Here is a 23,491-nt window from a genome sequence, read left to right on the forward strand (position 1 = left end):
GAGCGCCCATCCGAGGCGCCGCCTCGTCGCCTTTGGGGAGGCAGACATGTGGGGGGAACTTTGGCGTGCCGCGATCGTGGGCGCCGTCATCGTCGGTGCCGGCTCGGCACCGGCATTCGCGGCCGACGGGTCGTACGTCCCGAACACTCCCGACGAGTCGGGACTGAACGGGTCGGTCGTGCAGTCGCTGTGCGTCCACCAGGCACCGGCGATCGACTACTCGATCGTCCGTGTGGATGCATCGGCGGCTGCACGTACCGCGTCGGCGCCGTCCGCCGAGCTCGTCATCTTCGGGGACGGTCACCAGCTCTCGGTGCCGCTCACGGTGGACGACGCCGGTGAAGGGCACGGCACCGTGCTCTGGCCGGGCGTCGAGGTCGACGGCGACGGCACCGTCGAGGCCCTTCCCGGCTGGATACGCTCCGGCGATCAGTGGACCCCGCGCGACGACGCAGCCGCGTGGACCACGGGGGCCGTGACCGCCCAGCTGCGCGTCGGCGACGAGAGCATCGCCGTGCCGCTGGCCTACCCGGGCTACTCCGACACGTGCGCCACGCCGACGGGGGTCGCCTCGAGCGGCACTCCCGGAACCCTGGCATTCACGGGCGGGCAGTGGCCCATCGCGGCCGCCGTCGGTGGCGCCGCCGCCGTCGCCGGAGGGCTCTTCCTGATCGCTCGCCGCCGCCGGGTCGAGTCGTGACGAGGCGCCGTCGACTCCTCTGGGTCGCCGGCGCTCTCCTCCTCCTCGGCGCCGTGGTCGCCGTCGTCCATGTCGGGCGATCCGCCTGGGACCTGCAGCAGGCCCTGACCGCTGCGACGGAGGATGCCGCCGTCGCCACGACGGCCGTCGCCGAGGGCGACATCGACGGAGCTGAACGCGCGGCATCCCGACTCGTCGCCGAGATCGCGCCGGCGATCCCCGACGATCCGGTCTGGTCCGCCGCCGAAGCGATCCCGGGGGTGGGGGCGAATCTCTCGGCGGCGCGTCGCGCGGCGACCGCGATCGTCCGAATGGGCGAGGAGGTCGCGCCGACGATGTTCGAGACGGCGCGGCGGCTGACGGATGCCGACGCCCCCGCCGCGGTCCACGCCCTGCGCGAGGACGCCCCGGCGCTGAGTCGGGCGGCCGCCACGCAGGACGACATCGCGCGCGATCTGGCGGGCATCGACCGTACCGCCCTGATCCCCCGGCTCGCCGACGGCGTCGAGCGCGTGACCGATGCCGTCGACGATCTCCGGACGGCGATGGACGGAGCCGCGCAGGCTGCCGAGCTGGTCCCGGCGATGCTCGGGGCCGACGGCGACCGTCGCATCCTCATCGTCCTCCAGAACACCGCCGAACTGCGTACCGGCGGCGGCATCACCGGGACGTTCCTCGAACTCCGGGCGAGGGACGGCATGCTCTCGCTCGAAGCCCAGCGCGACTCGTCGGACTTCTCGCCGTCCGACAAGCCGCTCGCCGCCGTGCCTGCCGCCGAGGTCCGAGCGCTCGGGGACGGCATCGGTCGGTACGTGCAGAACACGTCGATGACCGCGGACTTCCGTGTCACGGCGAACCTCGCCGCCGCGTGGTGGCAGAGATCGGGCGGGTCGGCCCCGGATGTCGTGGTGTCGATGGACCCCGTCGTCCTCGCAGCGATCCTGAAGGCGGTCGGCCCCGTCGAGACGCGATCGGGTGCGCTCGATCAGTCGAACGCGATCGACCGGCTGCTCGTCGAGCCGTACCGCACCCTCGATCAGGACGCGCAGAGCCGGTACTTCGCGGATGCCGCGGGGGCCGTCTTCGCGGCGGTGACCGAGCGCGCACGCCCGCTGACGCTGGTCACCGCGCTCGCCGGCGTCGTCGAGGAGGGGCGCATCTCGATCTGGGACCGCGACGCGGAGCAGCAGGCGGTTCTCGCCGGCACGGCGTTCGCCGGTCCGCTCGCCCGCCTCGACGCGGCCGGTCCGGATGCGTTCGCCGTGTACTTCAACGATGCCACCGGAGGCAAGCTCACGCCCTACCTGACCGTCGGGCTGGAGACCCGCTCGGGTGTCTGTCGCGCCGACGGCCTGCGGGAGGTCGAGGTGGTGGTCGACCTGGGGAACACCCTGGCGGCGGCGGATGCGTCGTCGCTGCCCCTCAGTGTCACCGGCGGCGGGGCCTACGGCGTGAAGGCGGGAAACATCGCGCCCACGGTGACGGTCGTGACGCCGCGCGGCTGGTTCGCCGGCGGCGTGACGCTCGACGGCGCGCCCGTCGCATCCGTCGATGCGCAGGACGACGGTCGTCTCTCGGTCACCCATCGCGTCGAGCTGTCGCCGGGAGGATCCGACGTGCTGACCTTCCGATTCGTGGCCGGTCCCGACGTGAAGACGGACGGTGCGGAGCCACGGCTTCTGCACACGCCGCTCCTCGCTCCCGTCGACGTCCGCTCGGGTGGGATCGGTTGTCCGGCCGCCTGATCCTCGTCGTTCACCTCAAGATCCGGCGTCATGCCTGTTCCGGCGGTGCGCTTTCCTTTAGCATGTGAGAGCCATCCCCCATCGGTTGCCGAACCGTTCCCCAAGCGGTCTCGACGCGTACTGTCCCCAAACTTGCGCGTCTCCGGCGACCTGGATGGTTTCGCGGACCCTCTCCCGCCGCAGTCCCCACTGAACTGGCCGGAGGGGGTCCGCCCTTCTCGAGCGGTCCTCGTCAGCGGCTGCCGCCCGCGTCGGTCGCGCCGTCGTCGGTGCCGACGATCGCCTGCAGCTTCGCGATGAGGTCGGTGCGCGAGGTCGCGCCCAGCCGGCGGCGGATGCGCGCGATGTGGTGCTCGGCCGTCCGAGGTGAGATGAAGATCGCCTCGCCGATCTCGGCATACGTCATGCCGCTGAGCACCAGGCCGGCGACCTCGCGCTCCCGGGCGCTCAACAGCCCGCTGTCGCCGAGGGCCACGTCGTTGCCCGAGACCCCCGGTCCGGCGTTCGGGTGCAGAGCGCGGGCGAAGGTGGCGAGGCGCGTGCCGGCGCGGCGATCGCGGGAACGCTCGGAGAGCGAGATCGCCAACCGTGCGCCCTCCCAGGCGAGCCCCACCTCGGCCAGGCGCGAGGCGATCTGCTCGATGCGATCGATGTCGCCGTCGTCGACGCGGCTGCGCGACCACTCGCCGACCGCCACCGACAGGGTGGCGGCGAGACGGGAGCCGCGTGCCGCGGCTGACAGCGCGCGCGCCGCGTGCGCCTGTCCATGCGCATCCCGTGCGAGCAGCGCCCGATGGTAGGTCGACCAGTGAAACGGCGTCGACCACATCGACGGGTCGCCGAGACCGCGCAGGATGTCCGTCAGCGCCTCGATCGCGGGCAGGACACGCTCCGAGTCGTCGAACAGCGGGGCGGTCTCGATGAACTCGCGCAGCGGGTGCAGCAGGTAGAGGTCTGGTTCGACATGGCGGACGTCGTCCCGCACCCGCTCCCACAGCGCACGCAGTTCGTCGAGCGACCCGTAGCGCCGCACGTGCGCGAGCATGACCGAGTCGCGGACCAGCACTTCGCGGCTGCTCAACGGCAGGGCCGAGGCGTCGACGTCGGCGAGTCGCGCCGCGGATTCCTCCGGATGCTGCCGGTGCACCGCGACCCACGCGGCCCACAGAAGCAATCGCGAGCGGGCCCAGGGGCCGCCGTGCTCCTCCATCAGCGCATCGGCGAGGAGGTTGCCGGCCGTATCGAGCTCGCCGATGTTGATCGCGCCGATCGCCGCGATGACGGCGGGCAGCTCGGGCACAGGCCCGTGCTCGTTCGAATCGCCGTACGTCGCGCTGGCCCGGATGAGCTCGTTGAAGGCGGTGCCCGTCGCGGCGGCGAGGGATGCCGCGAGCCCCCGCAGCAGCTTCACGTAGGCGACGTGGAGGGTGGTCGGGATGCCGCTCACTCCGCTGTCGACGATGCCGAGCGTGTCGTGCATCGGGCCCGCGTCGCCGGTGCCGAAGGCCGAGAGCGCACCCTGCGCACGCAGGACGAAGTCCGTGGTCGGTTGGGCGTGGTAGGTCGCGGCGCTGGCGCGGAGCAGGCCGCGGGCGCTCCACGCCGAGCCGAGGATGCGCAGGGCCTCGTCGCCCTCGTCCCCGGTGGCCTCCCGGACGATGGCGTCGACGAGGGATGCGGCCTCGTCGACATCCCCGCGATGCCAGGCCATCCGAGCCTTGCGGATCGCGATGAGCGGCGCGTCGTCGCCGGCCGCGAGCGCGGCGTCGTAGAGCTCCGTGGCGCGCAGCGGATCATAGCCGGCCGTCTCGTCGGCCTGGCTGCGGAGGGCGAGAGCCAATCGCGGGTCCAGATGACCACCGAGAGAGGTGGCGATCTCTGGGTCGAGGGGCGAGAGCGGGGCGGTGTCGAGCAGGTCGATGAGCTCGGCGACGGGGGTCATCCGGGCGACGGTCGTCCGGACGATCGGCACGGGGCGCCCGCCGCGCAGCAACAGTCCCTCGGCGTGGCCGCGGGCGAGCGACTCCGTGGCCGCCCCGTCGATGGCGGGGGGTAGGTCGTCGCCTGCGAGGCTGGCCAGACGCACGATGCGCGCTGTCTCGGGGTCGAGGGTGTCCAGCCGCAGGGCGATGACTTCGCCGACGGCGCGGGCGACCCGTTCGTGGGAGTGGTCGTGGCAGAAGCCGTCGCCGTGCGCGGAGAGGGCCTCCTTCACGAGCCAGGTGACGGATGCCGCCATCTGCACGATCGCGCCGACGCAGCCGGTGTCGATCGAGCGTCCGGCTGCGGACAGCGCGCGGAGGACGTCCTCGGTGTCCACCTGACCGAGGGCGAGGGCGGGGTGCGACTGCTCGATCCGTCGGATCAGCGCCGTCAGGGTCGGCGGCCACGGCGACGGCCGACAGGCGAGGATGAGCCCGGTACGCGGGTCGTCGAGCGAGGCGGTCAGCGCGTGCAGCTCGTCGTCGGCGAGGAGATGGCCGTCGTCGATGATCCGCGTGTGGGGGAGGGTGGGGAGGCGATCGGCGATCTGCGCGAGCAGCGGCGACTTGTCGGACCCCGCAGGACCGATGACGACGAGGCGCAGCGGTCGGTCCGGCTCCGAGAGGGCCCTCTCGACGTGGCTGAGCGCGAGCTGAGGCCACAGCGGGAGGGCGGGCGGAAGGTCGGCGGACAACGCAGCGAGAGCCATGCGTACCCTTCTCCCTCCGTCGGGACGAGCACGCCGCTTTCTCGCGCCGACCACCTCGCGCCGATGTTCCCCGTCGCCCGCGTCGGGTTTCGCGTCCGATCCGGGCTTTCCGCGCGCTGCGGAATGCAGGGAATCTACCATTTCCGCGCTCCTCGGCGGTGCCGGATGTGGAAGTCGACAGCCTGTGGCACGCCTCGGCGGACCTTGAGTCACGACCCCGAGAGGCGAGGCTCACCTAACTTCGAAAGGGCGACTGATCGGGCAGATTTCTCGCGACTAAGGCTGTCCAACCTCCGGGGGTCGCGGAATACCCTCGAACCACCACGACCCTGGAGGCTTCCATGAGCATGACCCTCGACGACCTGCCCCGCGTGTCCGAGTGCAACGCCCTCGGCTGCTCCTACAACGACCACTCGCACTGCCACGCCGCGGCGGTGACGATCGGCGGCGCCCCCGGTGATGCCGAGTGCGCGACCTTCATCCCGCTCGGCACGAAGGGTGGACTCGACAAGGTCGTCAGCCACGTCGGCGCCTGTCAGCGCTCGGAGTGCGTCTTCAACTCGTCGCTCGAGTGCACGGCATCTGCTGTCCGCGTCGGACCCGGAGCCGAGTCCGCCGACTGCCTCACCTACCAGGCGGCCTGACGACGTCGGACGGCCGAGGCGGTCAGTTCGTCGCCTCGGCGGTCGGCGCGTCCGCGGAGAACACCTCGATGACACCGTCGCCGGCCACGAACTGCAGGCGCGTCCCCTCGGCGAACCTCTCCCGCAGCGCCGACGGCGCCTCGGGCCCGACGACGAAGGTGGCGGTGACGGAGAACGGCTCGACGCTGCATCCGCCGTATCCGCCCCACACGCTGCCCTCTTCGCCCGAGGGCTCCCACGCCTGTGGTGGGAGCAACTGCATGCACCGGGTCACACCCGTACCGGTCGGCATGGATCCGACGACGGGGGTGATCTCGCCGATCGGCTCGAACACGACGCCGTCGGCGGTGCCGCCGAGGTATCCGTCCGGCCATCCGCGGTCCTGATCCTCCGTCAGGGTCGCGACGTGCCGGATGTCGGTCCCGGGCGGGACGGATGCCGCCGTCCACACCGGACGGCTCGTCACGGCCGCCGTCACTCCGACCGCCAGGGTCGCCGCCATCGCGAGCGACCCGACCCAGGCGAGACCCCTCAGGCGTCGACGCCCACGTTCGTCGGCTGCGCGCTCTGCCTTGCGCGGGGGCGCCGCGAAGGCGCGTGCGGCGTCCGCGGGGGAGACCGGCGGCAGCGGGGGAACCTCGGGGTGCGGCGTCGAAGCACGAACGGATGCGGGCACTTGGTCGACGACGGGCGGGTGATCCCGCTCCCGCCGCGCACGGCCTTCGAGCTCTTCCAGCCGCCGGCGCGCGGCGTCGTCGCCGGCCAGGCCGTCGCCCGGGCCGTAGGCCCGTGCCTGCAGCGCGCGGAGCTCGGACTGCAGGCTCTCGTCCATCAGAGACCGAGCGCTTCGGGATCGACCGAGCCGGCTTCGACCTCGACCTCTGTGAGCGACTTCGTCTGCAGGAACGTGCAGAGGGTCGACACCATGGCGAGCTCGGCGGACAGCTCGAGGGTGCGCCCGGCATCCATCTTCAGGTCGGTCTCGCGCGCCTCGAACGTGATGCCCCAGTGGATGGACCCCAGCGGCTCGGGCTGGAGATAGGTCAGGGTCATCGAGTCGAGCAGGTTGAGGGCGATGAGGCCCGTGTCGCGGCCGTCGGCGCCGTCCTGGGGAATGACCTTCACGCGCTCGCTGATCGAGTAACCCAGCGCGGCGAACTCCTCGAGCCACTGCTCGAGCATCTCCTGGCTGTGGAACGGCATGCGCGTGGCTCCTCGCTCTGGATCGCCGGTCGGGATGCGACCATTATGTCCCGTGACCGCGTCACGGGGCATCCCGGGCCTAGGCTCGACGGATGGCCATCGGATCCACGATGCACACCTTCACCGTGCAACTCGCCGACGTCGACCGCGGCGTCTACGAGGAACTCTCGCTCCGCCTCGCGCGGCACCCGTCCGAGACGGCGGCGAACGTCCTGCTGCGCGTGCTCGCGTACTCCCTCGAATACGAGGAGGGGATCGCGTTCAGCGAGGGCATCGCCGCGACGGATGAACCGGCCGTCCTCGTCCGCGACGCGACGGGACGCCTGACGGCGTGGATCGAGGTGGGGGCTCCGGATGCCGCGCGACTCCACACCGGCAGCAAGGCGGCCGGCCGCGTGGCCGTGTACACGCACCGCGAGCCGAACCGCCTGGCCCAGGCGTGGGCGGGCAAGACCATCCACCGCGGCGCCGACATCCCGCTCTACAGCTTCGAGAAGGACTTCGTCGAGGATGCGGCATCCGCTCTCGAGCGACGCAACGCCGTCACGGTGTCCGTGACCGAGCGTCAGCTCTACCTCGACGTCAACGGGCGCTCGTCGTCGTCGCCGATCGCCGAGCAGCCGGTCGGCTGACCTTCCGCCGCGGTTCCGTCGACCGCGCGGCTGTCAACCCCGGTGAGGGCGGTTCGCGCGCCTCTCTAGGGTGACGCCGAGGAGGTTCGGATGTCACGTCGAGCGCAGGCGGCCGTCGCCGCATCCTTCATCGTCGCCCTGGGGCTCGTGGGCTGCGGGGTCCGACCCGCCGACACCGACGGCACGCTGGATCGCGTGACGGAGAGCGGCGTGCTGCGGGCGGGGGTGACCGAGAACCCGCCGTGGACCTCGACCGGCGACGGCCGGGCGTCCGGAAGCGAGGTCGCGCTCCTCGAGCGGTTCGCGGCGCGGCACGGCGCCGCCGTCGAGTGGCGCGCGGGCACCGAGGAGGTCCTCGTCGACGCGCTCCACGCCGGGAGCCTCGATGTCGTCGTGGGCGGACTCACCGACGCGACGCCGTGGAAGGATGACGCGGCGGTCACGGATGTGTATCGCGAGACGACGAGTCCCTCGGGCGAGGTCGAGAAGCACGTCATGCTGACGCGAGCGGGCGAGAACGGATTCCTGATGGAGCTCGAGGTGTTCCTGCGCGAGGAGGCCCGCGGATGAGGCGCGACGCGCTCCGGGACGGCCTGGACGACGACGGTCGACGCGCACTGCGCGGCGCCGTGCGCATGGAGTGGGCGACGATCGCCTTCCTCGCCGTCGCGATCCCCGTCGTCGGCGTCGTGACCGGCAGTTCGCAGGCGATGCGCGCTGCGTGGGTCGAGGACATGCTCTCGCTCGCGCCGCCCCTCGCCTTCCTCGTCGCCGTGCGGGTCATGGCGCGCGCCGCGAACCCGCGCTACCCCTACGGCTACTTCCGCTCGGTCGGGGTCGCCCACCTCGTGGCCGGAGTGGCGTTGTTCGCCATGGGATCGTTCCTCCTGGTCGACTCCGCGCTGACCCTCGTCCGCGGCGAGCGCCCGCCCATCGGCTCGGTCGACGTGTTCGGCCAGTCTGTGTGGCTCGGCTGGTTCATGATGGCCGTCATGGCGGCGACGATCCCGCTGCCCATCTGGTTCGGGCGGGTCAAGATGCGGCTCGCGCGGCAGTTGCACAACAAGGTGCTCTATGCCGACGCCGACATGAACAAGGCGGACTGGATGACGGCGGTCGGCTCGATCGTCGGGGTCGGTGGCATCGGTCTCGGGATCTGGTGGGCGGATGCGGCGGCGGCGATCTTCATCTCGGGCAGCATCCTCTGGGACGGCGTGAAGAACACGAAGGGCGCGATCACCGACCTCATGGACACACGGGCGACCACCTTCGACGACGCGAAGCCGCATCCCGACATCGACCGGATCCATGACCACCTGTCGTCGCTGCGCTGGGTCGACGAGGTACGCACCCGCACCCGCGATCAGGGTCAGTTCTTCCACGTCGAGGCCTTCGTCCGGCCGCGACGGGGACGGATGCCGCGCCTCGCCGAGATCGAGCAGGCGCAGGCCGAGTGCCGTGCCCTGGACTGGAAGATGCACGACGTCGTCATCGTGCCGGTGCAACGGTTCCCCGAGACGGCGTCAGCCCGCTCGGGCGAGAGCTGAGCTTCCTCCACCCTGGGTGAGCCCTGGCAGTCCCGTGGGGATCGCCGATGCATGCCGTGATGGCGATGGGCGGCACCGTAGCGTGGCCCTCAGCGATCGGCATCCGTCAGTTGCTTCCTCTCCGCCGCAGCGGACACCCGATTCCGAGCAGGTGCCCCCATCGCTTCATCCGTCGCCGAGTCACGTCTCGGTCCCGTCCGTCAGACCTATTCCGGAACAGCGCAGTTCCCTCCGATGGCGAAGGCGTTCACCGACGTCTCGCGCATCGTCCGTGAGACGGGACTGCTGCGGCGCACGCCGACCTTCTACCTGGCCGTCGGCATCGCCCTCGTCCTCGCCTTCGGCGGCGCGGTCACCGGCTTCATCCTGCTCGGCGACACCTGGTACCAGCTGTTGATGGCCGGCGCTCTCGGCATCATCTTCACGCAGGTCGCGTTCCTCGCCCACGAGGCGGCGCATCGTCAGATCTTGACCTCCGGCCCCGCCAACGACCGCCTCGCACGCATCCTCGCCGCCGGGGTCGTCGGGATCAGCTACGCGTGGTGGACCGGCAAGCACACGCGTCATCACGCGAACCCGAACCGCGTCGGCAAGGATCCCGACATCGAGATCGACACGATCTCGTTCCTCGATGCCGATGCCGCATCGGCCCGCGGGATCCGCCGCGCCATCACGAAGCGGCAGGGGTGGCTCTTCTTCCCGCTCCTGACCCTGGAGGGGCTCAACCTGCATCATCTGGGCCTGAAGTACCTCTTCACCGAGAAGGACGTCAAGGCGCGCTGGCTCGAGATCGGCATGATCATCGTGCGGCTGGCCGTCGTCGCCGTCCCGGTCTTCCTGCTGCTGCCGATCGGGATGGCGTTCGCCTTCCTCGGCGTGCAGCTCGCCGTGTTCGGCGTCTACATGGGGGCGTCCTTCGCCCCGAACCACAAGGGGATGCCGGTGATCGCCCCCGACGCCAAGCTCGACTTCTTCAGCAAGCAGGTGCGCACGTCGCGCAACATCCGCGGGGGCTGGTGGGCAACGTGGCTCATGGGCGGTCTGAACTATCAGGTGGAGCACCATCTGTTCCCCAACATGCCGCGTCCGCACCTGTCGAAGGCGCGGGAGATCGTCCGCGAGCACTGCGCGACCCTGGGCGTGCCGTACACCGAGACGAGCCTCGGCCGGTCGTACGCGATCGTCATCGATTACCTCAACCGGGTGGGTCTGGCCGCGCGCGACCCGTTCGACTGCCCGGTCACCGCGACTCTGCGTCGCGGCTGAGGGTCAGCGCGGCAGAGCGCCGAGGAACGGCTCGGGATCGAGCGGTTTCCTCGGCGCTTCGTCGATCCGGGCGCGCAGGTCGGGGCCGATGCTGCCGACGTAGAGCCACCCCATGAGCAGTTCGTCGTCCGCGAGTCCGTGCAGCGCGCGGACCTCGGGGGAGTTCACGAGCAGCCCCGTCCGCCACATGACGCCCCACCCCGCGCGCCAGAGCGCGAGCTCGAGCAGGTGCGCCGCGCCTGCGGCGGTCGCCTGCTGCTCCCAGACGGGGACGGCGGGGTGCGGCTTCGGGCTCGCGACGACGGCGATCAGCAGATCGGCACGGAACGGCTTGCCGTTGCGGTCGCCCGGTTCGCGCTCGACCCCGCCGGCGGCGTCGAGCGCGTCGCCCAGGCGTGCGCGGTCGTCGCCGCGGAGGGTGATGAGACGCCAGGGTCGCAGCGCCTTGTGGTCGGCGACGGGGGTGACGGCGGCGAGCAGGTCGCGCAGGTCGTCGTCGGTGGGCGCGCCCGGCCCGACCTTCGCGAGCGACCGCCGCATCGCCATCGCCTGCAGCACGGGGTCGTCGAAAGTCGTCATCCCTCCATCCTCGCCGCTCCCGGTGCGGGTGTCGCTGCGGGCGATCCTCGAGGCCTGACCCTTCCGGAGCGGCGATCGCGTGTTATCGTTCTTTCGGTTAGCGAACGTTAACTGAAGCATTCTCCTCGGAGGTGCCGTCGACGATGACAGCCCCCACGTATCCCGATCTGATCGCCGAGCTCGAGCGCCGTCGCGCCGAGGCGGCGCGCGGTGGCCCCGAGCGGGCCCGCGAGCGCCACACCGCCCGCGGCAAGCTCCTCGCTCGCGACCGCATCGACACCCTGCTCGACGTCGGCAGTCCCTTCCTCGAGGTCGGCGCGCTCGCCGGGCTCGACCTGTACGACGACGAGTGTCCCGCCGGTGGTGTAGTCGCGGGGGTGGGGCTCGTCCGCGGTCGCCACGTCATGGTCGTCGCGAACGACGCGACGGTGAAGGGCGGCACCTACTACCCGATCACCGTCAAGAAGCACCTGCGCGCGCAGGAGATCGCGGCCGAGAACCGGCTGCCGTGCATCTATCTCGTCGACTCGGGCGGCGCGTTCCTGCCGATGCAGGACGAGGTCTTCCCCGACCGCGACCACTTCGGGCGCATCTTCTACAACCAGGCCCGGATGTCGCGCGACGGCATCCCGCAGATCGCCGCCGTGCTCGGCTCGTCGACCGCCGGCGGCGCGTACGTGCCCGCGATGAGCGACGAAACCGTCATCGTGCGCAACCAGGGGACGATCTTCCTCGGCGGACCGCCGCTCGTGAAGGCGGCGACCGGCGAGGTGGTCTCGGCGGAGGACCTCGGCGGCGGCGACCTGCACACGAAGGTCTCGGGCGTCACCGACCACCTCGCCGAGAACGACGAGCACGCCCTGCAGATCGTCCGCGGCATCGTCGCGACGCTCCCTGCGCCCGCGCCGCTGCGGGAGCAGCCCCAACCGGTGACCCCGCCGATCGCAGACCCAGCGACCCTCGTCGATGTCGTCCCCGTCGAACTCACGACGCCCTACGACGCCCGCGAGATCGTCGACCGGATCGTCGACGGCGGCTCGTGGCACGAGTTCAAACGGGAGTACGGCGAGACGCTCGTGACCGGCTTCGCGCGCCTGCACGGTCACCGGGTGGGCGTGCTCGCGAACAACGGCGTGCTGTTCGGGGAGTCGGCGCTGAAGGGCGCGCACTTCATCGAGCTGTGCGACCAGCGCGGCATCCCGCTCGTCTTCCTGCAGAACATCACCGGGTTCATGGTCGGGCGCGAGTACGAGTCGGGCGGCATCGCCAAGCACGGCGCGAAGATGGTGAACGCCGTCGCGTGCGCCTCGGTGCCCAAGCTCACGGTCGTCGTCGGCGGCTCGTTCGGCGCCGGCACCTACTCGATGTGCGGGCGGGCGTATTCGCCGCGGTTCCTGTGGCTGTGGCCCGGGGCGCGGGTGTCGGTCATGGGCGGTCCGCAGGCGGCATCCGTCCTCTCCACCGTCCGCCGCGAGCAGATCGAGGCGCGCGGTGGGGAATGGTCGGCGGACGACGAGGCGGCATTCCAGGCGCCGATCCGCGCGCAGTACGAGCTGCAGGGCAGCCCGTACTACTCGACGGCACGGCTCTGGGACGACGGCATCCTCGCCCCCGCCGAGACCCGCGACGCCCTCGGTCTCGCCCTCGACATCTGCCTGCGGGCCCCCTTCGACGCGCCGGGCTACGGCGTCTTCCGGATGTGATGCGCATGTTCTCCACCGTCCTGGTCGCGAACCGCGGCGAGATCGCCTGCCGCGTCATCCGCACACTGCGGGAGCTCGGCATCCGCTCGGTCGCCGTCTACAGCGACGCGGATGCCGGGGCCCGCCACGTCGCGCTCGCCGACGAGGCCGTGCGGCTCGGGCCCGCGCCCGCCGCGCAGAGCTACCTCGACATCGACGCGGTGATCGCCGCGGCCCGAGCGACGGGTGCCGAGGCGATACACCCCGGTTACGGGTTCCTGTCCGAGAACACCGCCTTCGCGGCGGCGTGCGAGCGGGCCGGGATCGTCTTCATCGGGCCGAGCGCCGACGCGATCCGCACGATGGGCGACAAGATCGCCGCGAAGCACGCCGTCGAAGCGCGCGGCGTGCCCACGGTGCCCGGCGTCGCGCGAGCCGGTATGACCGACGACGAGCTCACCGCCGCGGCGCCCGAGGTCGGCTATCCGCTGCTCATCAAGCCGTCCGCGGGCGGCGGGGGCAAGGGGATGCACGTCGTGACGGATGCCGCGGCCCTGCCGGCCGCGCTCGCCGCCGCCCGCCGTGAAGCGGGCGCGAGCTTCGGCGACGACACCCTGTTCCTCGAGCGCTACGTCGACACCCCGCGGCACATCGAGGTGCAGGTGCTCGCCGATGCGCACGGCAACGTCGTGCACCTGGGCGAGCGGGAGTGCTCGCTGCAGCGTCGGCACCAGAAGGTCATCGAAGAGGCGCCGTCGCCGCTGCTCGACGACGCGACCCGCGCGCGCATCGGGCAGGCTGCGTGCGAGACCGCGCGGAGCGTCGACTACCGCGGTGCGGGGACGGTCGAGTTCATCGTGGCGGCGGACCGCGCCGACGAGTTCTTCTTCATGGAGATGAACACCCGCCTGCAGGTCGAGCACCCCGTCACCGAGGAGGTCACCGGCATCGACCTCGTCGCGGCGCAGCTGCGGATCGCCGCGGGGGAGCCGCTCGGGTTCGGGCAGGACGACGTCGTGCTCAGCGGGCACAGCATCGAGGCGCGGGTGTACGCGGAGGATCCCGCGGCGGGCTTCCTGCCGACCGGCGGACGCGTCGTGCGGGTCGTCCACCCGGTGGGCCCCGGCATCCGGGTCGACAGCGCCCTCGCCGACGGGCTCGACGTGTCGGTGGACTACGACCCCATGCTCGCGAAGGTCATCGCCACGGGGCGGACCCGCGACGAGGCCCGGCGCCGACTGTTCGCCGCCCTCGGCGACACCGCGGTGCTCGGGTTCGAGACGAACCTCTCGTTCCTGCGCGCGCTGCTCGAGCTGCCGGCGGTGGCGGCGGGGGAGCTCGACACGGGGCTCATCGCCCGCGAGCTCGACGGGCTCGTCGCGACGGGCGATCCGGACGACGTGTTCGTCGAGGCGGCGCTGCTGCTCGACGCCGCCGTCCCCCGCGGGGACGATCCGTGGCACCGGGCGGACGGGTGGCGGCTGGGTCCGCCCGCGCCGCGGCGGTACCGGCTGACGGCCGGCGGCGAGGAGCACGCGGTCGAGCTCGTCGGCGACCGGGTGATCGTCGACGGGACGGAGGTCGCGGCATCCGTCCGGGACCTCGGCGACCGGTTCGCGGTGCGGGTCGGCGATCGCAGCGTCACGGTCGTCGCGACCGTCGACGGCGACGCCCTGTGGCTCTCGCGCGGCGGACGCGCGCGCGAGGTGCGCCGGGTGAGCCTCGACCACCGCCGCGACGCGGATGCGTCGGCCGTGCCCGAGCTCGTCTCGCCCATGCCGGGCGTCGTCGTGATGACGTCGGTCGCCGACGGCGCGGTGGTGTCGGCCGGTGACGCCGTGGTCGTCGTCGAGGCGATGAAGATGGAGCATGTCGTCCGGGCCGAGGTCGCCGGTACGGTGGCGCTGCGGGTCGCGACGGGCGACAGCGTGGGCCGCGGGCAGACGCTCGCCGTCGTGACCCCGACGCAGGAGGAGGACGCATGAGTGAGGACGTGCCCCGGCGCATCGTGCAGCGCGGTCTGTACTTCGACGAGCTCGAGGAGGGCGCCGTCTACGTGCACAGCCCCGGCCGCACCGTGACCGAGGCCGACAACGTGCTGTTCACGACGCTGACGATGAACACGCAGTCGTTGCACCTGAATGCCGCGTGGGCCGAGCAGACCGAGTTCGGCGAGCGGCTGGTCAACAGCATGTTCACCCTGTCGACGCTCGTCGGCCTGTCGGTCGCGCAGCTCACGCAGGGGACGATCGTCGCGAACCTCGGCTTCTCCGAGGTCACCTTCCCCGCCCCCGTGCGGCATGGCGACACGCTCTACGCTGAGACCGTCGTCGCGTCGAAGCGCGCGTCGACGTCGCGCCCCGGGCAGGGGATCGTCGAGTTCCTGCACACGATGCGCAACCAGCACGACCAGGTCGTCGCGACCGCGCGACGCTCGACGCTCATGCGGATGTCGCCGGAGGCCGCGGCATGAGCCTCGGTCCCGCGCTCCTGTTCTGCCCCGCCGACCGTCCCGAGCGGTACGCGAAGGCGCTCGCCGCCGCCGACACCGTGATCCTCGACCTCGAGGACGCCGTCGCGCCGGAGGGCAAAGCGGGCGCGCGGACGGCGCTCGCGGCGGCGGACGTCGACGCCGATCGCGTGATCGTGCGGGTGAACCCGGCATCCACTCCCGAACTCGCGCACGATCTCGCGGCTCTGCAGGGCACGCCGTTCCGTCGGCTGATGCTCGCGAAGGCCGAGGAGGCGGCCGAGGTCGACGCGCTCGAGGGGTACCGGGTCATCGCGCTGTGCGAGACGCCGCGCGGCGTCGAGAACGCGGGCGCGCTGGCGCGGCATCCGCTCGTCGACGCACTCATGTGGGGCGCCGAGGACCTGGTCGCCGGCATCGGGGGACGCTCGAGCCGATTCGACGATGGGCGCTACCGCGACGTCGCTCGGTACGCGCGCTCGCGGGTGCTGATCGCCGCCGCGGCGGCGGGGATCGACGCGATCGACGCCGTGCACCTCGACATCGCCGACACCGCCGGGCTCGAGGACGAGGCGCGGGATGCCGCGGCCTCGGGGTTCGCGGCGACCGCCTGCATCCATCCCTCCCAGGTCGAGGTCATCCGCCGTGCCTACGCGGCGAGCCCGGACGAGGTCGAGTGGGCCGAGGCGGTGCTCGCCGAGGCGACGCGGCAGCCCGGGGTGTTCCGGTTCCGCGGACGGATGATCGACGAGCCCGTGCTGAGACAGGCGCGGCGGACCCTGTCGCGATGACGACCTGGCGGGCGACGCAGAAGGCGAACCGGCGGGCCGAGCTGATGGCGTCGGCCGCGCGGCTGTTCGCCGAGCGCGGCTTCGCCGCCGTCTCGACCGCCGACCTCGGCGACGCCGTCGGCATGAGCGGTCCGGCGCTGTATCGGCACTTCGCGAGCAAGGAGGCGCTGCTCTGCGACCTGCTGCTCGACGCGAGCGAGCGGCTGCTCGAAGGTGGGCGCGCGCTGACGGGCTCGAGCGGGGACCCGCGGCAGGTGTTCGAGGCGCTCATCGCGTTCCACCTCGAGTTCGCCACGAGCGACGCCGACGTCATCCGCGTGCAGGATCGGGAGCTCGCCAACCTGCCGGCGGACGTCAACCAGCAGGTGCGACGGCTGCAGCGCGAGTACGTGCGGGAGTGGGACCGGCCGTTCGCCGCGCTCCGCCCCGACCTCGCCGACGCCGAGCGCGAGACGCGGCTGCTCGCCGCCTTCGGCCTGCTGAACTCGACCCCGCACTCGGCCGCGCCGAGCGAAGACCGGGCGGGCGGCATCCTGGCCGGCATGGCCCGGCGCGCGCTGCTGGGCGACTGAGGCGGCGCCTCGCGTCGGTTCGCCGTGTCGGTTCGCGAGGAGATGACGGTTGTCGAGGAGGTTTTCGGCCCGATCGGTCCTCGCGAAGCCGCATCTCCTCGGGAACATCCGATGACAGGATGAGGGGATGCCGCACACCATCGTCCTCACCGGTGCCGGATCGGGCATCGGGCAGCTCCTCGCCGAGCGCCTGACGGAGCGGGGCGACCGCCTCGTCCTCGTGGCGCGCGACGCCGACCGGGCGGCGGATCTCGCCGCGGAGCACCCCGGTTCGGCGGTGATCGTCGCCGACCTCGCGCAGCCCGCATCGCTCGCCGCGGCCGTTGCGGCATCCGATCTTCCCGATGGGATCGACGCGGTCGTGCACGCGGCGGGGATCGTCGACCTCGGACACGTCGAGGACCTGACGGTGACGTCGTGGCAGGACCAGCTCGCGGTCAACCTCGTCTCGCCCGCCGAACTCACGCGCCTGCTGCTGCCGCGCGTGCGCGCCGCGCGGGGGCAGGTGCTGTTCGTGAATTCCGGCGCCGGGCTCACCGCCCACCCGCAGTGGGCCGCGTACGCCGCGTCGAAGCACGGGCTCAAGGCGCTCGCAGACGCGCTGCGCGGCGAAGAAGCCGCTCACGGCGTCCGCGTCACGACGGTCTATCCCGGTCGCACCGCGACGCCGATGCAGGCCCAGGTCCACGCGCAGGAGGGGAAGGACTACGACGCGGATGCCTGGATCCAGCCGGCATCCGTCGTCACCGCCGTGCTCACCGCCCTCGACCTGCCGCGCGACGCCGTCATCACCGACCTGTCGGTCAGACCCGGCCCTCGCTGACGATGCTCCGGGCGGCGACCGTCGAGGATGCCGCGGCGCGCGACCGTGAGCCGATGTGGCGGCGGGTCGTCGCCGAGGACGAGAGACCGACGGGGTTCCTGCACGTGCGGCTGGGGGTGACCGTCGAGCTGGTGAGCCTGTACGTCCTGCCGGACCTTTTCGATCGGGGGATCGGGTCGGCCCGCCACGAGCGGTTCGACGAGATCCGCGGCGGTCGCCCGGCGGAACTCGCGCGCGGTCGGCGGGCGACGGACCGCACGCGCGACGGCGTCGCCGGCGTCCCGTTCGTCAGCTGGCGTCTCGGCGACTGACGCCGTCGGCGACGGATCTCGGGCCGTTCTCCGGATGGATCGCCTCGAGGGAAGCATTGCGGGGCACGTTCCTCGCATCCCTCCGGAGAACGGTTCGACGTTGGTGTGCCGAGCGCAGGTTCAGTGCTGCATACCGGGGTGTCGACGCGCCCCGGGGGCATCTCACCCTGCATCCGGCACACGCGGCGAGGGCCGCGCGCCGCTCAGACGGGCTGCGGGTTCGCCAGCACGCCTTCGAAGACGGCTTCGGCGGCGCCGATGAGCAGGCGGTGATCCGCCAGGCCGGCGGGCAGGATCCGCAGGTCCTCGCCGCAGGCGGGCATCGCCTGCGCGCGCACGGCCTGCTCGAGGGCTGCGACGTCGAGTCCCGCGAGCACCGCGAGGAAGCCGCCGAGCACGACGGCGGAGGGGTTCAGCACGTTGACGGCGTTCGCGAGTGCGGTGGCCAGGATGCGGCGCTGCCGCTCGACCTCTCCCGCCACCGACGGGGTGTCGATCTGCGCCGCGAGCGCGTCGCCGAGCTCGCGGTCGTCTCCGCGGCCCAGTCCCACGACCGACAGCAGTCGGGCGCGGCTGACCTCGTCCTCCAGGACGCCGTCGCGGGCCCGCCGGTCGGCGAGGGTGGCGATGCCGGGGCGGTTCTGCCCGAACTCCCCGGCGTAGCCGCCGGCGCCGACCACCGGCATCCCGTTCACGATGATGCCGCCGCCGATGCCGCTCGCGCCGCCGTTGAGGTAGACCGCGTTGTCGATGCCGCTCGCGGCGCCGAAGAGGTGCTCGGCGACGGTGCCGAGCGTGGCGTCGTTGCCGACGACGACGGGGATGCCGGTGGCCGCCGCGACGACGTCGCGCAGGGGCACGTCGACCCAGCCGAGGTGCGGCGCGTCCCGGACGAGACCGTCCTCGACCCGGACGAGCCCGGGCACGGCGAGTCCGACGCCGAGGATGCGGGCGTCCGCCAGCTCGGCCCGGCGCCAGGTCGCGATCTGCGCGGCGACGAGGTCGGCGGTCGCCTCGGGGGTGAGGAGGTGCTCCTGCGGCAGGTCGACGACGGCGCGGATGCCGCGGTCGAGCCCGACGGCGGCGATCTCGAGCGCGTCGACCTCGGGGTTGACGGCGATGGCGACGACGGCGGGGTCGACGCAGACGACGGGGGAGGGGCGGCCGACGCGGTGCGAGGGGTCGGGTGCGCGCTCGACGACGAGGCCAAACGAGACGAGGGTCGCGACGAGGTCGGCGACGGTCGATCGGTTCAGTCCGGTCGACTCGGTGAGCGCGGCGCGGGACTGCGGGCCCTCGCGGTGAACGATCCCCAGGATGCTGCCGAGGTTGGCGCGCCGGACGGATTCGACGGTTCGCCCTTGCTCGGTCACGGACCCACCATAGCCATCACATGGGGTTTGTGGCGGCGGCGCGCCTGGTATACGTTGCTGCTAACAACAATTAATGGTTCGCGAAGGAGCGACATGGTCACCCCCACCCCCGCAGACAAGTTCAGCTTCGGCCTGTGGACCGTCGGCTACAACGGCACCGACCCCTTCGGCGGGCCGACGCGACCCCCGCTCGACACCGTCCACGCCGTCGAGAAACTCGCCGAGCTCGGCGCCTACGGCCTCACCTTCCACGACGACGACCTGTTCGCCTTCGGGTCGAGCGACGCCGAGCGCCAGCGCGAGATCGACCGCCTCAAGGGCGCCCTCGACGCGACCGGGATGATCGTCCCGATGGTCACGACCAACCTCTTCAGCGCGCCCGTGTTCAAGGACGGCGGGTTCACCGCCAACGACCGCGACGTCCGCCGTTTCGCCCTCCGCAAGGTGTTCCGCCAGCTCGACCTCGGGGCCGAGCTCGGCGCCAAGACCTTCGTCATGTGGGGCGGCCGCGAGGGCGCCGAGTACGACTCCGCGAAGGACATCCGCCAGGCGCTCGAGCGGTACCGCGAGGCCGTCAACCTGCTCGGCGACTACGTCACCGACAAGGGCTACGACATCCGCTTCGCGATCGAGCCGAAGCCGAACGAGCCGCGCGGCGACATCCTGCTGCCGACGCTCGGTCATGCGATCGCCTTCATCGACTCGCTCGAGCGGCCCGAGCTCGTCGGCCTCAACCCCGAGGTCGGTCACGAGCAGATGGCGGGCCTGAACTTCGCCGCCGGCATCGCGCAGGCGCTCTACCACGGCAAGCTCTTCCACATCGACCTCAACGGTCAGCGCGGCATCAAGTACGACCAGGACCTCGTGTTCGGCCACGGCGACCTGCACAACGCGTTCGCGCTCGTCGACCTGCTCGAGAACGGCGGCCCCGGCGGCGTCCCCGCCTACGAGGGCCCGCGTCACTTCGACTACAAGCCGAGCCGCACCGAGGACGAGACCGGCGTCTGGGAGTCGGCCGCGGCCAACATGCGCACCTACCTGCTCCTCAAGGAGCGGGCGCAGGCGTTCCGCGCCGACCCCGAGGTGCAGGAGGCCCTCGCGGCCGCCAAGGTCGACGAGCTCTCGACCCCGACCCTGAACCCGGGCGAGACGTACGAGGACTTCCTCGCCGACCGCTCCGCGTACGAGGACTTCGACCCGAGCGTCTACCTCGGCGGCAAGGGCGGCGGCTTCGTCCGCCTGCAGCAGCTGGCGACCGAGCACCTGCTGGGCGCGCGCTGACGTGACGCTCGTCATGGGCGTCGACTCGTCGACGCAGTCGTGCAAGGTCGTCATCGTCGACGCCGCGACCGGGGCGGTCGTCCGCTCCGGTCGCGCGTCGCATCCCGAGGGCACCTCGGTCGACCCCGAGGCGTGGTGGACCGCGCTGCAGAGCGCGATCGCGGATGCCGGGGGCATGGAGGACGTCGAGGCGTGGTCGATCGGGGGCCAGCAGCACGGCATGGTCGCGCTCGACGCGGCGGGCACGGTGGTGCGCGACGCGCTGCTGTGGAACGACACGCGCTCGGGGCAGGCGGCATCCGATCTCACGGCCGAGTTCGGCGCCGAGACGCTCGCACAGCGCACGGGTCTTGTGCCGGTCGCCTCGTTCACGATCACGAAGCTCCGCTGGCTGCGCGACGCCGAGCCCGACAACGCGGCACGGGTGGCGGCGGTCGCCCTGCCGCACGACTGGCTGACGTGGCGCCTGCGCGGGTTCGGTCCCGGGAATCCGCAGCTCGACGAGCTCGTCACCGATCGCTCGGATGCCTCGGGCACCGGCTACTGGGACCCCGCATCGGACGGCTACGACCGCGACCTGCTCGCGGCGGCGCTCGGTCACGACGCGGTGCTGCCCCGCGTGCTCGGCCCGCTCGAGTGGGTGACGGATGCCGCCGGCCGCCGCGTCGGGCCGGGTGCGGGCGACAACGCCGGCGCCGCCCTCGGCGTCGGTGCGACGGCGGGCGACGTCGTCGTGTCGATCGGTACGTCGGGCACGGTCTTCGCCGTCAGCGACACCCGGACGATCGACCCGACCGGGACCGCGGCCGGGTTCGCCGATGCGACGGGGCGGTTCCTGCCGCTGGTCGCGACCCTGAACGCGGCGCGGGTGCTCGACGCCGTCGCGCGTCTGCTCGGCGTCGACCACGACGGTCTCACCGAGCTGGCGGCCGCCGCCGAGCCCGGAGCCGGCGGTGTCGTGCTCGTGCCCTGGTTCGAGGGGGAGCGCACGCCCAACCTGCCCACGGCGCGCGCGTCGCTCGACGGTCTGTCGCTCGAGAACACGACGCGGGAGAACCTCGCTCGCGCCGCCGTCGAGGGCATGCTCGCGGGTCTCGCGACGGGGCTCGAGGCGATCCGGAGCCTCGGCGTCGCCACCGAACGGGTGCTGCTCGTGGGCGGCGCAGCGCGCAACCCCGCGGTCGCCGCCGTCGCGGCGCAGGTGTTCGACGTGCCGGTGGCCGTACCGTCGCCGGGGGAGTACGTGGCCCGGGGCGCGGCCCGCCAGGCGGCCGCCGTAATCGCCGGGTCGTGGCCGGAGTGGCCCGTCGAGATGGATCGGGATGCGGCATCCGCCCCCCGTCCCGAAGTGCGGGAGCGCTACGACCGCGTCGCCGCGCGACGAGCGGCAGAGCTGCGGTGACGGGCCGGCGCGCGCTCATCGTCCGCGGCGGCTGGGACGGGCACCATCCCGTCGCGGCGACGGACATGTTCCGCCCGTTCCTCGCCGGGAACGGTTTCGAGGTACGCGTCGAGGAGTCCAACGAGGTCTACGCCGACGCCGCCCTGATGGCCGAGACGGATCTGGTCGTCCAGGCGGTCACGATGTCGTCGATCTCGGATGCCGCACTCACGGGCCTGCGCGCCGCGGTCGAGGCCGGCACCGGTCTCGCCGGCTGGCACGGCGGGATCGCCGACTCGTACCGCGGCAGCTCGGTGGCGGATCTCGACAGGGAGCGCGCGGCCCAGGTGGCGGCTGCCGTCCCCGGCGCCCGAGCGCTGAGCGTCGATGAGCTCATGACCGATCCCGAGGTCGAGACGGTGCTGAACCTGACGGTGCCCGCCGCACACGCCGACATCGCCCACGCGGCGATCGCGGCCGGCAAGTCCGTGCACGGCGAGAAGCCGTTGGCCCTGCATGTCGCCGATGGACGGGCGATCCTGGATGCCGCGTCCGCCGCCGGCGTGCGGGTCACCTCCGCCCCCGACACGGTGCTCGGCACCGGCATCCAGACGGCGCGTCGGCTCGTCGACGACGGGGCCATCGGCCGGCCCAGGGCGGCCAGCGCGACGTGGGTGTCGCCGGGTCACGAGCTGTGGCACCCCGCGCCCGGGTTCTACTACGCGCCCGGGGGAGGAGCCCTCTTCGACATGGGGCCGTACTACCTCACGAGCCTCGTGCACCTGCTCGGACCGATCGTGGCCGTCACGGGTGCCGCGCGGCGCGCACGCGCGGAACGCACCATCGCGACGGGTCCTCGGGCCGGTGAGCGGATCGAGGTCGAGGTCGACACGCACGTGAGCGGGCTCCTCGAGCATGCCGACGGCGCGGTGTCGACGATCGTGACGAGCTTCGACGCGGTCGCGACGACATCCCCGCCGATCGAGGTGCACGGCGACCGGGGATCGCTCGTCGTGCCCGACCCGAACATGTTCGACGGCGAGGTCCGGCTGAACGAGCTGGGCGACGACGGGTGGCGTGCAGTCTCCCCCTCGGCTGGGTACGAGGGCTCCGGCCGCGGTATCGGGCTCATCGACGCCGTCGCGGCGGGCGGGCCCGGCCGTGCGAGCGGAGCGCTGGCACTCCACGTGCTCGACGCGATGGAGAGCCTGCTGCGGTCGTCGGCCGGGCGGCGTCGCGTGACTCTCGAGACGGCCGTCGAGAGGCCACCGCTCGTGCCGTTGACACCCGCCGCACAGTGGTCGCGATAGCCGCACCAACCTGCACTTTCCGCCCATCACCGCCCCCCGCCACCTGCTGCTCGGGTACGCCCGCGTGCGGGTGCAGCCCGGCACGACCCGCACGGTGCAGGTCCCCTTCGCCGTCGAGCGCCTCGCGGTCTGGGACGACACGGTCCGGATCGACGGGGCGCCCGAGGGCTGGCTGTACGAGGGCGCGCTGCGGGTGCAGCCGGGCGCGTACCGCATCGCCGCGGGCCCCTCGGCCGACCGGCTCCCGGTCGAGGCGGCCCTCGCCGTCACCGACTGACGACGGCGCCCTCGAGGACGGATGCCGTCGCCAGCCGCGCGTCGTCCGGTCCGATGACGTACGCCTCACCCGTGAACTCGACCGAGGCCGTCGCGTCGCGGTCGGCGCTGGAGGGCCCGACCCACAGGTCGACGCGTCCCGGCTCGACCGCGCGCACCGCGTCGCGGCCGGCGTAGGCGAGGCGGGCGGGCGGCACGCGGAACTCGACGGTC

General features: G+C 72.4%; 24 protein-coding genes. 18 read left to right on the forward strand and 6 right to left on the reverse strand.

Translation table 11 applies throughout. The annotated features are described in order from the left end of the window. Positions 1-46: 46 nt before the first annotated feature. Positions 47-700 (forward strand): LPXTG cell wall anchor domain-containing protein, encoded by a 654-nt coding sequence (locus tag NH287_RS03985; protein WP_253034556.1) that lies wholly within the window; start codon positions 47-49, stop codon positions 698-700. After that, entirely contained in the window at positions 697-2,445 is a 1,749-nt protein-coding gene (locus tag NH287_RS03990; protein ID WP_253034557.1) for a DUF4012 domain-containing protein, read from the forward strand. The genes NH287_RS03985 and NH287_RS03990 overlap by 4 nt, the downstream gene beginning before the upstream one ends. Positions 2,446-2,677: 232 nt before the next feature. Here the strand turns inward: NH287_RS03990 and NH287_RS03995 are convergent, their stop codons facing one another. Beyond that, complete coding sequence (locus tag NH287_RS03995) at positions 2,678-5,137, reverse strand: LuxR family transcriptional regulator (protein WP_253034558.1); 2,460 nt, start codon at positions 5,135-5,137, stop codon at positions 2,678-2,680. Between the two features lie 341 nt (positions 5,138-5,478). Between NH287_RS03995 and NH287_RS04000 the strand changes: the two genes are divergently transcribed. Continuing rightward, positions 5,479-5,781, forward strand: coding sequence for a DUF1540 domain-containing protein (locus tag NH287_RS04000; protein ID WP_064003688.1), 303 nt, complete (start codon positions 5,479-5,481; stop codon positions 5,779-5,781). Positions 5,782-5,803: 22 nt separating this feature from the next. Here the strand turns inward: NH287_RS04000 and NH287_RS04005 are convergent, their stop codons facing one another. Further along, positions 5,804-6,613 carry a hypothetical protein gene (locus tag NH287_RS04005; protein WP_253034559.1) on the reverse strand — a complete coding sequence of 270 codons (810 nt, stop codon included), beginning with the start codon at positions 6,611-6,613 and terminating at the stop codon, positions 5,804-5,806. Continuing rightward, positions 6,613-6,984, reverse strand: a complete 372-nt coding sequence (locus tag NH287_RS04010) for a hypothetical protein (protein ID WP_253034560.1) — start codon at positions 6,982-6,984, stop codon at positions 6,613-6,615. The genes NH287_RS04005 and NH287_RS04010 overlap by 1 nt, the downstream gene beginning before the upstream one ends. 92 nt (positions 6,985-7,076) lie before the next feature. Between NH287_RS04010 and NH287_RS04015 the strand changes: the two genes are divergently transcribed. The 4 genes from NH287_RS04015 (at position 7,077) to NH287_RS04030 (ending at position 10,429) form a co-directional block, all read left to right on the forward strand. Then, positions 7,077-7,616, forward strand: coding sequence for a YaeQ family protein (locus tag NH287_RS04015; RefSeq protein ID WP_253034561.1), 540 nt, complete (start codon positions 7,077-7,079; stop codon positions 7,614-7,616). Positions 7,617-7,706: 90 nt separating this feature from the next. Further along, positions 7,707-8,186, forward strand: a complete 480-nt coding sequence (locus NH287_RS04020; RefSeq protein ID WP_253034562.1) for a transporter substrate-binding domain-containing protein — start codon at positions 7,707-7,709, stop codon at positions 8,184-8,186. Then, entirely contained in the window at positions 8,183-9,163 is a 981-nt protein-coding gene (locus NH287_RS04025) for a cation transporter (RefSeq protein WP_253034563.1), read from the forward strand. Before NH287_RS04020 ends, NH287_RS04025 begins: the two co-directional genes overlap by 4 nt. A gap of 159 nt (positions 9,164-9,322) precedes the next feature. Next, on the forward strand, positions 9,323-10,429 hold the full coding sequence (locus NH287_RS04030; protein ID WP_253034580.1) for an acyl-CoA desaturase: 1,107 nt from the start codon (positions 9,323-9,325) through the stop codon (positions 10,427-10,429). A gap of 3 nt (positions 10,430-10,432) precedes the next feature. Here the strand turns inward: NH287_RS04030 and NH287_RS04035 are convergent, their stop codons facing one another. Further along, positions 10,433-11,008, reverse strand: a complete 576-nt coding sequence (locus NH287_RS04035) for a nitroreductase family protein (protein WP_253034564.1) — start codon at positions 11,006-11,008, stop codon at positions 10,433-10,435. Between the two features lie 143 nt (positions 11,009-11,151). Between NH287_RS04035 and NH287_RS04040 the strand changes: the two genes are divergently transcribed. From NH287_RS04040 to NH287_RS04070, 7 genes are all read left to right on the forward strand, one after another. Then, positions 11,152-12,711, forward strand: a complete 1,560-nt coding sequence (locus NH287_RS04040; RefSeq protein ID WP_253034565.1) for a carboxyl transferase domain-containing protein — start codon at positions 11,152-11,154, stop codon at positions 12,709-12,711. Then, positions 12,711-14,675 carry an acetyl-CoA carboxylase biotin carboxylase subunit gene (locus tag NH287_RS04045; protein WP_253034566.1) on the forward strand — a complete coding sequence of 655 codons (1,965 nt, stop codon included), beginning with the start codon at positions 12,711-12,713 and terminating at the stop codon, positions 14,673-14,675. The genes NH287_RS04040 and NH287_RS04045 overlap by 1 nt, the downstream gene beginning before the upstream one ends. Beyond that, positions 14,672-15,163: a MaoC family dehydratase gene (locus NH287_RS04050; RefSeq protein WP_253034567.1), complete on the forward strand. Its 492-nt coding sequence runs from the start codon at positions 14,672-14,674 to the stop codon at positions 15,161-15,163. The genes NH287_RS04045 and NH287_RS04050 overlap by 4 nt, the downstream gene beginning before the upstream one ends. Then, on the forward strand, positions 15,160-15,951 hold the full coding sequence (locus tag NH287_RS04055) for a CoA ester lyase (RefSeq protein ID WP_253034568.1): 792 nt from the start codon (positions 15,160-15,162) through the stop codon (positions 15,949-15,951). Before NH287_RS04050 ends, NH287_RS04055 begins: the two co-directional genes overlap by 4 nt. After that, positions 15,948-16,523, forward strand: coding sequence for a TetR/AcrR family transcriptional regulator (locus NH287_RS04060; protein ID WP_253034569.1), 576 nt, complete (start codon positions 15,948-15,950; stop codon positions 16,521-16,523). Before NH287_RS04055 ends, NH287_RS04060 begins: the two co-directional genes overlap by 4 nt. A gap of 127 nt (positions 16,524-16,650) precedes the next feature. Continuing rightward, a complete protein-coding gene (locus NH287_RS04065) occupies positions 16,651-17,346 on the forward strand; it encodes an SDR family oxidoreductase (RefSeq protein ID WP_253034570.1) in 696 nt (231 codons plus the stop codon). Between the two features lie 2 nt (positions 17,347-17,348). After that, entirely contained in the window at positions 17,349-17,657 is a 309-nt protein-coding gene (locus NH287_RS04070) for a hypothetical protein (protein WP_253034571.1), read from the forward strand. Between the two features lie 203 nt (positions 17,658-17,860). Here NH287_RS04070 and NH287_RS04075 read toward each other — a convergent pair whose 3' ends face one another. Further along, on the reverse strand, positions 17,861-19,030 hold the full coding sequence (locus NH287_RS04075; RefSeq protein ID WP_253034572.1) for an ROK family transcriptional regulator: 1,170 nt from the start codon (positions 19,028-19,030) through the stop codon (positions 17,861-17,863). A 93-nt stretch (positions 19,031-19,123) separates the two neighbouring features. Between NH287_RS04075 and xylA the strand changes: the two genes are divergently transcribed. Genes xylA through NH287_RS04095 form a run of 4 tightly spaced genes read left to right on the forward strand, consistent with a single transcriptional unit; the run spans position 19,124 to position 23,279 of the window. Further along, a complete protein-coding gene (gene xylA / locus NH287_RS04080; RefSeq protein ID WP_253034573.1) occupies positions 19,124-20,311 on the forward strand; it encodes a xylose isomerase in 1,188 nt (395 codons plus the stop codon). A gap of 1 nt (position 20,312) precedes the next feature. Beyond that, the gene (xylB, locus tag NH287_RS04085) at positions 20,313-21,713 is read left to right on the forward strand and encodes a xylulokinase (RefSeq protein WP_253034574.1); all 1,401 of its coding nucleotides are present in this window, start codon (positions 20,313-20,315) and stop codon (positions 21,711-21,713) included. Then, on the forward strand, positions 21,710-23,002 hold the full coding sequence (locus tag NH287_RS04090) for a ThuA domain-containing protein (RefSeq protein ID WP_253034575.1): 1,293 nt from the start codon (positions 21,710-21,712) through the stop codon (positions 23,000-23,002). Before xylB ends, NH287_RS04090 begins: the two co-directional genes overlap by 4 nt. Before the next feature lie 25 nt (positions 23,003-23,027). Next, a complete protein-coding gene (locus tag NH287_RS04095) occupies positions 23,028-23,279 on the forward strand; it encodes a fibronectin type III-like domain-contianing protein (RefSeq protein WP_308210384.1) in 252 nt (83 codons plus the stop codon). Here the strand turns inward: NH287_RS04095 and NH287_RS04100 are convergent. Continuing rightward, positions 23,269-23,491, reverse strand: a 223-nt coding sequence (locus NH287_RS04100) for a hypothetical protein (RefSeq protein ID WP_253034577.1), incomplete at its 5' end; no start/stop codon positions are given. The two genes, NH287_RS04095 and NH287_RS04100, sit on opposite strands and share 11 nt — an antisense overlap.

The sequence above is a fragment of the Microbacterium sp. CnD16-F genome (genome assembly GCF_024124465.1).
Lineage (GTDB): Bacteria > Actinomycetota > Actinomycetes > Actinomycetales > Microbacteriaceae > Microbacterium > Microbacterium gawkjiense.